The sequence below is a fragment of the Terrisporobacter mayombei genome (assembly GCF_020748465.1).
Classification (GTDB): Bacteria; Bacillota; Clostridia; order Peptostreptococcales; family Peptostreptococcaceae; genus Terrisporobacter; species Terrisporobacter mayombei.
Window position 1 is genome coordinate 214,429 of record NZ_JAHZMP010000004.1, and the last position, 13,028, is coordinate 227,456.

A 13,028-nucleotide genomic window follows, 5' to 3' on the forward strand; every position below is an offset into this window, starting at 1 on the left:
ATTTATCATATAATTTCTTTTTATGTAGTTTTTTTTTTTCGAAAATGTATTATACTACTAATAGGCTAAATAATATTATACATTAATATTTTATATTTTAACATATTATACATTTTTTATTTAGTATATCTAAGTTATTTAAATTATTAACTTAAAAATTAATTTTAATCTATTTAACGAGAAAGGAATTTTATTATGTCAAATGTATTAAAAGATTTAAATCCAACATTAGTGTTTAAATACTTCGAGGAAATATCTCAAGTACCTAGAGGTTCTGGAGATGAAGAAAGAATAAGTGAATTTTTAGTAAACTTTGCAAAAGAACTAAATTTAGAGGTAGTTCAAGATGAACATCTTAATGTAATTATTAGAAAACCAGCTACTGCAGGATATGAAAATTGTCCAGGAGTAATATTACAAGGACATATGGACATGGTTTGTGAAAAAAATAAAGATGTTAATCATGATTTTGAAAAGGATCCAATAGATCTTAGAATAGTGGATGACATGATTTATGCAAACGGTACTACTCTTGGAGCAGATAATGGCATAGCTGTTGCTATGAGTATGGCTGTTCTTGCATCTAGTGACTTAGCTCACCCTGCTTTAGAAGTATTAGTTACTTCAAACGAAGAAGCTGGTATGACTGGAGCTAACGGACTAGACGGTAGTTTATTAAAAGGTAAATATATAATAAACTTAGATTCAGAAGAAGAAGGATTCTTATTAGTAAGTTGTGCTGGTGGAAACAGATCTTATGTTACATTACCACTTACATATAAAAACATAGAAGATAATAAGCAAGCATTTATGATCGAAGTAAAAGGTTTACTTGGTGGACATTCTGGTATGGATATAGTTAAACAAAGAGCTAACTCAAATGTAACTATGGGTAGAATATTAAATCTACTTGATGTTGATTTTGATTTAGTTGAAGTTAACGGTGGTTCTAAAAATAACGCTATCCCTCGTGAATGCGAAGCTATAGTTGCTGTAAACAAAGATCAAGCTGAAACTCTAAAAGCTAATGTTGCTAAAATAGAAGAAATATTAAAAAATGAATTTAAAACTACAGATCCAGGTTTAGAAGTTGTAGTAAAAGAAGCTACTGCTGACAAAGCTATAACTGATGAGTGTAAAGCAAAAGTTATGTTATTACTTAACTTTATTCCAAACGGAATACAAACAGTTAGTAAAGATATAGAAGGATTAGTAGAAAGTTCTTCAAATTTAGGTGTTGTAAAAACTGAAAATGATGTTATGTCATTTGAAAGTGCTGTAAGAAGTTCAGTTGCAACATTAAGAGAAAACTTAAATAAGAAAACTAAAATGCTTTGTGATACTGTAAATGCTAATTTTGAAAATACTGATGGATACCCTGCTTGGGAATATGCAAAAGATTCTAAATTAGAAGAGTTATGTGTAGACGTTTATGAAAAATTAGCTGGTAAAAAACCTGTTATAACTGCTATTCACGCAGGTCTTGAATGCGGTTTATTACTTGATAAAATGCCTGGTTGTGAAGCAATTTCTATGGGACCAGATATGTTTGAAGTTCATACTCCAAACGAGCATTTAAGTATACCTTCTGTTAAAAATGTTTATGAATTCTTACTTGCAGTTTTAAAATCAATGAATCAATACTAAGATTTTCTTTATTGAAATAGAAAAAGTACTAAAGGATTAATAATCCCTTAGTACTTTTTGTTTATAAATTATTCTACTCCTTTGTAGAAATGTGATGTTGTTATTCCTTCTTGGTCTAATTTTTTATATAATCTATTAGATTTATCTCCTAATCTGAAATTATTATTAATAACTTCAATATAAGCCTCTAATACTTCTCTTATTTCACTTGTACTTTCTCTCGTAAAATCTAGCCTAAATATGTTTACACCAATATTGTTTAATTCTTCTAAATTGTCTAGCACACAAGTTGGTTTAGAATTATATATTGTAGTTCTACAGAATATGTCTTGTGATAATCTATATTCTTCGCCTTTAAAATCTTTAAGTGCATATCTACCTTCACTGCATTCTTTACACCTTTTATCTTTTTTGCAATTTCTAACTATAACGCCCATAGGACAGTACTCGCTTATCATCATTGGTGCAAATCCATAAACCACACTTTCCACATCTAAATCAGTATAAATCAATGTTTCTTCAATCTCATTCATATTGAGTTCTTGTGAGATACAAACAGTTGTAGCTCCCTCTTCTTTAAAATGGTTTATTGTTTCACTATTAAAGGTATTTAAATAATAATCTATACAGAAATTTTTATTTTTAAAGAAATCTATTGAACCTAGAGTTCCTATTTGAATACTTTCTTCATTTAACTCTTTAATTTTATTTAATCTATTATATTCTTTATTTCTGATAATTCTAGGTGCTGAGTAAATTACTTTTTTATTGTTTTCTTTTCCTATTGTTATAGCATCTTCAATAGTTGATGCATCTTCATAATAAATAGCATCTATTTCAAAGTTTACAACTTCTCTTAATTGTTCTAAGTTTTTAACTTTCACTCTTAAATTTTTATCTTTTAATCTAATAGCTCTTTGTGGACTGTAACTTACTTTTTCGTCTTTGTATTTTCTATCTTTTATCTCTATTCTTTCTTCACTTAACTTATCAATGCACTCTCTTCTAATTTGATTAATTACACTAATTGGTAAGCTTATGTTATCATCTAAATCTATTTTTAAATCTCTTAACTGATAAGGAGTATTACCTAGTTTTCTTAATTGAGTTTCTATTTTTTCTTCACTCATTGGTACTTTTAAAGCTTTTTCTATAATAAAATCACCAATGATTTCAGCTTTATTGCCTTTTAAATCTTTAAATTTAATTATAGGATTTCGTCCTAATTTTAAACTTATTTCTCCATCAATATAACTTTTTACAAGCTCTTTATCTTGTTTAAAAGTGCTTTGAACCTTGTCCATTAATTGAGTATCAGAAGTTTTAAATATCATTTGGTTTCTTCTAGCTTCTCCTATAAAGTCTATCTCTATAGTTTCACCCTTATATCCAATATCAGTAATTTCATTACCTTTTATGATCCTTCCAATAACTCCTCCACCTAAATTAATTCCATCACCTTTTTTTAGGTTCTCTTCTAAAGCTATTTTTAGTCTCTTTGCTTTTTTGTTATAATCCACTACTTTTCCTATATACAAACCTTGGTTATTAGGTACCTGCGAATTCATAACATCTTTTCCCACATCTCCAAGTAAAAGACCTTTTGTGAACTTTCTATTAAATATAGTGTATAAGTCAGCAATTATATCATGAGATACATTTACTTTTTTACTTCTTAAATAATCATCAACTGCATCTCTGTAGCTTCCTATAACAGTTGCCACATACTCTGGCTTTTTCATTCTTCCTTCAATCTTAAGAGAATGTACTCCTGCATCAATAATTTGATTTATTTCTTCTATAGCATTTAAATCTCTTGTACTAAGTAAATAATCGCCCTCTGAGGATACCTCTTCTCCTGTATTAATATCAATCATTGTATATCTTTGTCTACAAGGCTGAGCACATCTTCCTCTGTTCCCTGATCTATTTCCTATCATACTACTCATTAAACACTGACCAGAATAACAAACACATAACGCTCCATGAACAAATACTTCTATATCAACATTAGTATTGTCACAAATATGTTTAATTTCTTCCACATTTAATTCTCTTGCAAGTACTACTCTGTCAAAACCTATACTCTCTAAATATTTTACATCTTCTAAAGAGTGAGCAACCATCTGCGTACTAGCATGAAGTTCAAAATCTGGAAGAATCTTTTTAATTGTCATTGCTGCACCTATATCTTGTAATATTAATGCATCTATATTTATGTCATATAAAAATTTTACATATTCAATAAAATCTTTAAGCTCATTTTGTTTTATAAGAGTATTTGTTGTAACAAAAACTCTTACACCTCTAATATGTGCATATTTTATAGCTTCTCTTAACTCTTCTCTATCAAAGTTATTGGCAGATGCTCTGGCACTAAAATCCTTACCTCCAAGATAAACTGCATTAGCTCCATTTTGTACAGCTGCCTTCAATGATTCAAAGGAGCCAACAGGAGCTAATAATTCAACTTCTTTCATATTATACCTCCGCTCTTATGTCAAAGGGGTGTTTCAAAAGTTAATAATCCTTTGAAACACCCCCCTTTATTTTCTTTATAGAGCACCTTCTCTATTTTTCAACTGATTTTCTAGCTCTGCATATTTTAGCTGATAATCATAAGTTTTATTTTGCCACTGAGATGCTATACTTTCTGCTGCTTCGGCTCTTTGTTTAGCTTCCTCATTTTCTTCTTTTAAACTTTTAATTTCAGCCATATATTTTTCTAATTCTAACTTCATTTCTTCAGTAGTTTTGCTTAGATTTTCTATTTTTTCATTTTTTTCTTTTATTTGTTCATCGAGCTCCTCTATTCGATAATCTTTTTCCATTATCTCTAGCTCTTTTTGGTCTAATTCGCCGGTAATTTTGTTAACTTCACTTTGAACTTCTTCATTTGGTTTACTCATTCCTTTTTTTAATGATTCCATCTCTTGGTGTAGTCCTTCATTTTCATGACAACAATCAAATAACTCATCAGCAATATTTAAACATGCAACTATAGTTGTAGTAAGTGAACTTAGTTTTGGGTTACCCTCTTTAACTTTATTCATTTCTCCGTCTACATACCTTGCTACGTTTTTCATCTGTTCTGGATTTTTACCAACAATGTTGTATTCAGAACCTAAAATCCTCACAACTACCTTATTCATCTCACTAATCCCCCTATCAAAGATGAGTTAGTTTGATCTTAATTTCGCATCTAGCTTTTCTTCTAACTCTCTTATTATATTCTGGTGTACTTTGTTTACATCCCCATCTGTTAGAGTCTTATCTTTACTTCTATATATGATAGAGTATGCTATTGATTTATATCCGTCAGCTATTTGTGAACCTTTATATACATCGAATAATTTATAACTTTCTAATAAATCTTCTCCATTAGCTTTTATTATATCTTCTATTTGTTTTACTATAACATCATCTTTAACTAAAAGAGCTATATCTCTAGAAGTTGATGGATATTTTGGTAATGGATTGTATATTATAGTTCTATCTGAGTTTTCAAATATTAAATCTAAATCTAACTCAGCAAGATAAACTCTTTGCCCTAGGTTATAGTTATCTATAACCTCCGGATGAACTTCTCCGAAAGTACCTATATATATATTATTATACATTATTGTAGCACATCTTCCTGGGTGGAATGTAGTATTATTAGTTTCTGGTATTATCTCATAGTTTTCAAATCCTACTGCATCTAGTATTGTTTCTAATGCACCTTTTAATACAAAGAAGTCTACATCTTTACCGTACATACCTACACATAAGTGATTAGCTTCTATTGGTAATCCTTCTTGTGGAGTAAATGTATGACCACATTCAAAGGCTAATCCACTTTCAACTTTACGAGATACGTTTGTATATAATACATTTAACATACTTGGCATCATTGTCGTTCTCATAACTGATGTATCTTCTCCAAGTGGGTTAATTAATGTAATGTAATCTCTTTTCTTATCATCTTCAGGTAATTTTATTTTATCTAATGATTTTGGACTTACAAATGAATAAGTTAATATTTCATATAATCCTATACTTGTAGCTGTGTTTTTTATTTTGTCCATGAATTTTTGCTGTGGAGTTTTAACACCAGCAGTTGCATTTCCTTCTAATTGTTCAGATGGTATATTTTCAAACCCGTATATTCTAGCTATTTCTTCATATATATCAGCTTCTTGTTCTATGTCTAATCTGAACGCTGGAACTTCTATAACTACTTCGTCATCAGATTTTAAATCACATTTGAATTCTAAGTCTTCTAATATTTTTACAAATCCATCTAATGACAAATCTATTCCTATATTTTTTATTATTCTTGATGGATTTACAGTTAAAGTTTGAACTTCTTGTTTAACTGGATAATCTTCAACAGTTCCTCTTAGAACTCTACCAGCACCAAGCATTTCTACTAATTGACAAGCTCTTTCCACACCTGTTATTGAAAGTTCTGTACAAACACCTTTTTCATATCTTCCAGATGCTTCAGTTCTAAGACCTAGTTTCTTAGAAGTTAATCTTATACTATCAGCATTGAATGCTGCACCTTCAAATAATACTGCTGTAGTATTATCAGTTATACCTGAGTTTAGTCCACCCATTACACCTGCTATAGCAACTGGCTTTTCACCATCAGTTATAACAAGCATATCTTTATCTAAAGTTCTTTCAACTTCATCTAATGTAGTAAATTTTTCGCCTTCTACTGCATTTCTTACAACTATTTTTCCAGTTGGAAGTTCATTTAAGTCAAATGCATGTAATGGTTGACCTTGTTCTAACATTACGAAGTTTGTTATATCAACTATATTGTTTATTGGTCTAACACCAGCTTCTATAAGTCTTCTCTGCATCCAGTATGGAGATGGCTCTATTTTAACATCTTTAATTATTCTAGCTCCGTATCTCATGCAAAGGTCAGGACTTTCAACTTTTACTTCAAAGTCTATATCTTCATCACAAGCTTTTACTTCTATTTCAGGATATTTTATTTTTCCTACTATAGTAACAGCAGCTTCTCTAGCTATACCTATCATAGATCTACAGTCTGATCTATTTGCTGTTAATTCGAAGTCTATTATTGCATCATTTAATCCTAAGAATTCTTTTATATCTTGCCCTATTACTAGGTTTTCCATATCATTTAAGATATATATTCCATCTTTACTTCTTTCGTTAACAAAGCTCTCATCTATTCCTAATTCTTCAGCAGAACATAACATTCCGTGAGATGCTTCTCCTCTTAACTTACCTTTTTTTATCTTTATTCCTCCAGGTAATGTAGAGTTAACTTTAGCTACTGGTATATAGTCTCCTTCAGAAATATTTTTAGCTCCTGTACATATTTGTACAAGTTCTTCTTCCCCCACATTAATTTGACAAACTACAAGTTTATCAGCATTTGGATGTGGCTTTATTTCTTCTATTTTTCCAACTACAACATTACTTATTTCTTTTCCTAAAAATTCTATTGTTTCAACCTTCGTTCCAGTCATAGTCATTTTATCAGCAAATTCAACTGTATCCATATCTATATTAACGTAATCTCTTATCCATTTTACAGGTACTAACATTTTATTTTCCTCCTTTTATTAGAATTGATCTAAAAATCTCATATCATTTTCAACTAATAACCTTATATCATCAATTTCGTATTTAAGCATTGCAAGTCTTTCAACACCCATACCGATAGCAAATCCACTATAAATTTCTGGATCTATTCCACAGTTTCTAAGTACATTTGGATGAACCATACCTGCTCCTAGTATTTCTATCCAACCTTCACCTTTACACATTTGACATCCCTTACCACCACATTTAAAGCAAGTAACATCTATTTCTGCACTTGGTTCTGTGAATGGGAAGTTATGTGGTCTGAATTTTATTCTTGTGTTATCTCCGAATAACTTCTTAACAAATAATTCTAAAGTTCCTTTAAATTGAGCCATAGTTATATCTTTCCCAACTGCTAATCCCTCTATTTGGTGGAACATTGGTGAATGTGTTGCATCTAATGAGTCATTTCTGAAACATCTACCTGGAGATATTATTTTTATTGGTAATTCTTCACTTCTCATTGTTCTAACTTGAACTGGAGATGTTTGTGTTCTAAGTAGTAATTCATCATTGAAGTAGAATGTATCTGTCATATCTCTTGACGGATGGTTCTTAGGTGCATTTAATGCATCGAAGTTATTTCCTACTGTTTCAACCTCTGGACCTTCTGCCACAGAGAATCCTATTCCCATAAATATTTCAGTTACTTCATCTATTATTTGAGTTATTGGATGTCTTTTACCAAATTTAAAAATTTTTCCAGGCATAGTAACGTCTATTACTTCCTCAGCTAACTTTTTGTTTAACTCAATTTTCTTAATTTCTTCCTTTTTTGTGTTTATTTGATTTTCTATCGCTTCTCTTACTTCGTTAGCTATTTTCCCTATTTCCGGTCTTTCCTCAGCAGATAACTTGCCCATACCTTTTAATATAGCCGTAAGTTCACCTTTTTTACCAGAGTACTTTACTCTAAGACTATCTAACTCTTCCATAGAAGAAGATGCTTTAATTTCACTTAAAGCTCTTTCTTTTAAGCTTATTAATTGTTCTTTCACTTTTTTCACCCTTTCATATATTTTCATGATATTTTACTTTCTTTGCAATAAAAAAAGCCCTTCATCCCTATCTAGGGACGAAAGACTGTTATTCGCGGTACCACCCTAGTAGTTTAATAATATAAAAATATTAATAAACCACTCAACAAAACTTAACGCGTTCAACGTTAAAACCTACTGATTTCTGTTCAGCTTTAATGCTCCAGAGTGAACTTCTTATAAATACTTAGTAAATACTCACAGCAAATGTATTTTTCTCTTGCCTAAGTTAAATTATAATACTTTTCTCTATCATAGCTTTTTTATATATAGTTTTTGTACAATTATAACATACTTAATATTGTATTTTCAACATATTAAACTAAATTTTTTTTAATTTCATACATCAATATAGCTGACGAAATAGCAGCATTTAATGATTCTGCATTTCCATAAATAGGTATTTTAACTAATATATCTGATTGATTTATTAATTCATCATTAACTCCATTAGCCTCGTTGCCTATTACTAAAGCTGTTCTATCATAATATTTTGTCTCGTGATAGTAATTTTCAGTATGAAGGTAGCTAGAAACTATTTTAAAATCCTTTGACCTTAATTCTTGTAAACATTCTCTTTGGGTACAGTGTATGATTTTCATGTCAAAAATGGAACCCATTGTTGATCTGATTACTTTTGGATTGTATATATCTACACAACCTTTTAATGCAATTATTGCATCTACACCTGATGCATCCGCTGTTCTTATTATTGTTCCCATATTACCTGGATCTTGTATTCTATCTAATATTAATACAAATTTATCTTTATGATTAATATTATGTTCAATTTTTTTCTCTTTAAACCTAATTACACCTAAAATACCTTGCGTATTTTCTGTGTCTACCAACTCTTTAAATATTTTATTTGTAGTTTTAAATATTTTAATATCTTTTTCTTCTAATATATTTAAAAAGTCTTTATACTCTTCTCTTTCTTCAAAAGTTTCATTTATAAATACATAATCTAAGTCTGCATTGCATTCTATTGCTAAAGTTAAAATTCTATATCCTTCTATTATATACTTTGATTCTTTTTGTCTATTTTTGCTTTTTAATAATGATTTAGTATACTTGACTTTTTCATTATCTTTACTACTTATGTTTATAGGCATTTTATATTCTCCTATTTTGAATTTTTGTCTTTAGCAACAATAGCACTTATATTACTGTTTTTTCCTATTACTACTAAAATGCTATTTTCTTGTAGTCGCTCTTGTGGTGAAGGAATAACATTTATGTCGTCCCCATCTTTAATAGCTAAAATAGTAATTTCATATTTTGCTCTTAAATCAAGTTCTATTAATGTTTTACCTATCCATTTATTCGGTGTCACAATCTCCATTATAGAGTATTCTGGATCCAATTCTATATGATCCAGTATATTGTCTGAGACTAAGTTATGAGCAACTCTTATACCCATGTCTCTTTCTGGAAATACAACTCTGTCTGCTCCTATTTTATATAAAACTTTTGCTTGTAATTCATCCTTAGCCTTACATACTACTTGCTCTACACCCATTTCCTTAGCTATAAGAGTAGCCATTATAGATGCTCTTATATCAGATCCTATTGCTATTATAGCCACATCAAAATTGCCTAATCCTAAAGATCTTAAAGCATATTCATCTGTAACATCTACTGCTGCCACATGAGTAACTTTATCTGATAAATTTTGAATTATTTCTTCACTTTTATCTATAGCCATAACTTGGTGGCCTAATAAATTCATAGTTGTGGCAAGAGATGAACCAAATCTTCCACACCCTATAACTATATACTGTTTCATAAATTTCATCCTTTCAAGCTTATAATTCTTATCCTACTATTATCTTTCCTTCTGCATATCTAACTTTTGATTTCATTTTATTACTTCTAGAAAGTAATGCTATGAAAATAGTAAGAGATCCGACTCTTCCTAAGAACATTAATATCATTATTATTATTTTTCCAAAGGCTGTTAATGTAGGTGTTCCTCCTAGACTTAATCCTACAGTAGCAAATGCCGATACTACTTCAAATGCAGATTCAAGTAGGGAAAATCCTGGACTTACTATAGTAAGCACTAATGTACCAAATAGTGCTACAAATACACCTATAAAGAAAATCCCTAGTGATTTTCTAACTGTTGTACTACTTATTCTTCTTTGATAGACTTCTATATCTTCTTTGCCCAAAATAAATGATTTTACTGTTAAAAATAAAGTAGCAACAGTAGTTGTCTTAAGACCTCCACCTGTTGATGCTGGAGATGCCCCTATAAGCATTAAAATTATCATTAAGAATAGTGTACTTTCTTTTAATAAAGTTAAATCTATAGTAGTATATCCAGCTGTCCTAAGTGTTACTGATTGGAATAACGAAGATAATAATTTTTCCTTCATATTAAGCCCACCTAGGGAGCCTTTATTATTGAACTCTACAATAAATATAAATAAAAATCCTATGGCAATAAGTATTGCAGTAGTGTTTATAACTATTTTAGAATGTACATTTAGTTTAGAGTATTTTTTATTATTTATTACATCTAATAAAACAGGGAACCCTATCCCTCCAAGTATAATTAACCCACAAATCACAAGATTTATTAATGAATTATTAACAAAATACGTTAATGATGAATATTCACCCGATATTGGACTCATTAAGTCAAACCCCGCATTACAAAATGCTGATATGGAATGAAATATACTGTACCATATACCTTTTATTAATCCTAACTTAGGTATGAATACCATAGATAATAATACAGCTCCTATACCTTCAATAGCAAAGGTCATCATAATTATGTATCTCGTAAGTTTTACAAGACCTGACAAGTCTTTTTGATTTAGCGATTCTTGTATTAGTAATCTTTCCCTTAAATTTATTTTCTTTCCTGTTAATAGAGAAAACATGGTTGCCATGGTCATAAATCCTAATCCACCAATTTGAATTAAGCTTATAATAACCAGTTGACCAAATTCATTCCAGTAAGTGCTTGTATCTACTACAATCAATCCTGTAACACATACGGCAGAAGTGGATGTAAATAATGCATTTAAAAGTCCAACACTTTTCCCACTCTTTGCAGCTATGGGTAAATTTAATATAAGTCCACCAAATAATATCACTACCCCAAATCCTATAACCATTACTTGTGCTGGTTTCATAGTATTTGCTTTTTTAAGTAGCTTTTTTAACATGGTTTTCAATTCTGTCTACCCCTCCTTTATTTATAAGAATTTTAACTATCCCAATATTATAAAACAATTACTAGCTAATAACAACATTATACTATATTAATTATTTTTAACCTTCTATCTTATTATTCTAGCAATTTAAGATATCTATGCAAAAAAGCATCTATAACGACTATTGTCTCTTATAGATGCTTAGTATTCATTATAATATGAAGCTATTAAGCTAATTTAGCTTTAGCAACTTCTACTAATTTAGCAAATCCTTGTGGATCGTTTATTGCCATTTCAGATAACATTTTTCTGTTAACTTCAACACCTGCTAATTTTAATCCATTCATTAATCTTGAATAAGATATTCCATTCATTCTAGCAGCTGCATTTATTCTTTGTATCCAAAGTTTTCTGAAGTCTCTCTTCTTTAACTTTCTACCTATATAAGCATTTTTTAATGCTTTCATTACGAAATTGTTAGCTGGTCTATATAATTTGCTTCTAGATCCTCTGAATCCTTTTGCAAGTTTTAACACTTTTTTATGCTTCTTACGAGCGTTCATTGCTTTTTTTACTCTTGCCATGTTCATGACCTCCTTTATTCTTATGTGTGTTGTCTTTCATTTTCGATTCTATTACTTAAGTTTAATTAATTGCTTCTTAGTATGGTAATAATTGTGCTATTCTTTCAGCATCACCTTTGCTAACTATAGCAGATTGTCTTAAGTTCATTTTAGTTTTAGCTGATTTCTTAGTTAATATATGACTTTTGAAAGCCTTAGCTCTCTTTAATTTTCCGCTTCCAGTTTTCTTGAATCTTTTAGCTGCTCCTCTATGAGTTTTCATTTTTGGCATGATAAATTCCTCCTCTCAGTTAATCATCTATTTTTTTGGATCTATAATTACAACCATGTTATTCCCTTCAAATGCAGGGGCTTTTGTTGGTTCTCCAAACTCTTTAACTATATCAATAAATTTAAGCATAACTTCTTTACCGATATCTTTATGTCCAAGTTCTCTTCCTCTAAATCGAAGTTCAACTTTTACTTTATCTCCTTTTTTAAGGAATTTTATAGCATTATTAGCTTTTGTATTTAAATCATTAGCCTCAATACCTGGTCTAAGTCTTATTTCTTTAACTGTTATAGTTTTTTGATTTTTTCTAGCTTCTTTTTCTTTTCTAGATTGTTCGTACTTATGCTTACCATAGTCCATTATTTTACAAACAGGTGGCTTAGCATTTGGTGATATTTTCACTAAATCTAAGTTTTTACTATTTGCCATAGCTTGAGCTTCTCTAGAAGACATAATCCCTAACTGCTCTCCAGTTTCTGAAAGAACTCTTAATTCCTTATCTTTTATTTGATCATTGATTGATAATTCTTTGCTAATTGTAGGACACCTCCAAATTGTTTTATATAAAATAAAAAGCGAATGATTGAATATCATCCGCTATATAAGTCAAAATTACACTTAGTTTGTGAAATACACATAAACTAAACTTATATTAACCTTACTAACCTGTGGCGTAAGGCGAGAACGGACTTCTTCTTATTTT

At 29.8% G+C, this 13,028-nt stretch carries 11 protein-coding genes and 1 other annotated feature; of the genes, 1 reads left to right on the forward strand and 10 read right to left on the reverse strand.

Translation table 11 applies throughout. The features are described from left to right. Positions 1–195: 195 nt before the first annotated feature. Positions 196–1,647 carry an aminoacyl-histidine dipeptidase gene (locus K0039_RS14650; protein ID WP_228105817.1) on the forward strand — a complete coding sequence of 484 codons (1,452 nt, stop codon included), beginning with the start codon at positions 196–198 and terminating at the stop codon, positions 1,645–1,647. A 68-nt stretch (positions 1,648–1,715) separates the two neighbouring features. Here the strand turns inward: K0039_RS14650 and K0039_RS14655 are convergent, their stop codons facing one another. The 10 genes from K0039_RS14655 to infC form a co-directional block, all read right to left on the reverse strand. Next, on the reverse strand, positions 1,716–4,127 hold the full coding sequence (locus K0039_RS14655; protein WP_228105818.1) for a U32 family peptidase: 2,412 nt from the start codon (positions 4,125–4,127) through the stop codon (positions 1,716–1,718). A gap of 75 nt (positions 4,128–4,202) precedes the next feature. Beyond that, entirely contained in the window at positions 4,203–4,799 is a 597-nt protein-coding gene (locus K0039_RS14660; protein WP_228105819.1) for a cell division protein ZapA, read from the reverse strand. 27 nt (positions 4,800–4,826) lie between these two features. Beyond that, positions 4,827–7,220 carry a phenylalanine--tRNA ligase subunit beta gene (gene pheT / locus K0039_RS14665; RefSeq protein ID WP_228105820.1) on the reverse strand — a complete coding sequence of 798 codons (2,394 nt, stop codon included), beginning with the start codon at positions 7,218–7,220 and terminating at the stop codon, positions 4,827–4,829. An 18-nt stretch (positions 7,221–7,238) separates the two neighbouring features. Further along, on the reverse strand, positions 7,239–8,258 hold the full coding sequence (gene pheS, locus K0039_RS14670) for a phenylalanine--tRNA ligase subunit alpha (RefSeq protein WP_228105821.1): 1,020 nt from the start codon (positions 8,256–8,258) through the stop codon (positions 7,239–7,241). A 70-nt stretch (positions 8,259–8,328) separates the two neighbouring features. After that, positions 8,329–8,562 (reverse strand) — a binding site (T-box leader). A gap of 52 nt (positions 8,563–8,614) precedes the next feature. After that, the gene (locus K0039_RS14675; protein ID WP_228105822.1) at positions 8,615–9,412 is read right to left on the reverse strand and encodes a TrmH family RNA methyltransferase; all 798 of its coding nucleotides are present in this window, start codon (positions 9,410–9,412) and stop codon (positions 8,615–8,617) included. An 11-nt stretch (positions 9,413–9,423) separates the two neighbouring features. After that, entirely contained in the window at positions 9,424–10,086 is a 663-nt protein-coding gene (locus K0039_RS14680) for a potassium channel family protein (protein WP_228105823.1), read from the reverse strand. Between the two features lie 28 nt (positions 10,087–10,114). Next, a complete protein-coding gene (locus tag K0039_RS14685; protein ID WP_228105873.1) occupies positions 10,115–11,482 on the reverse strand; it encodes a TrkH family potassium uptake protein in 1,368 nt (455 codons plus the stop codon). A gap of 215 nt (positions 11,483–11,697) precedes the next feature. After that, complete coding sequence (gene rplT / locus K0039_RS14690; RefSeq protein WP_018592042.1) at positions 11,698–12,054, reverse strand: 50S ribosomal protein L20; 357 nt, start codon at positions 12,052–12,054, stop codon at positions 11,698–11,700. Positions 12,055–12,130: 76 nt separating this feature from the next. Then, the gene (rpmI, locus tag K0039_RS14695) at positions 12,131–12,325 is read right to left on the reverse strand and encodes a 50S ribosomal protein L35 (protein WP_228105824.1); all 195 of its coding nucleotides are present in this window, start codon (positions 12,323–12,325) and stop codon (positions 12,131–12,133) included. A gap of 27 nt (positions 12,326–12,352) precedes the next feature. Further along, complete coding sequence (gene infC / locus K0039_RS14700) at positions 12,353–12,919, reverse strand: translation initiation factor IF-3 (protein WP_228105825.1); 567 nt, start codon at positions 12,917–12,919, stop codon at positions 12,353–12,355. Between the last annotated feature and the right edge of the window lie 109 nt (positions 12,920–13,028).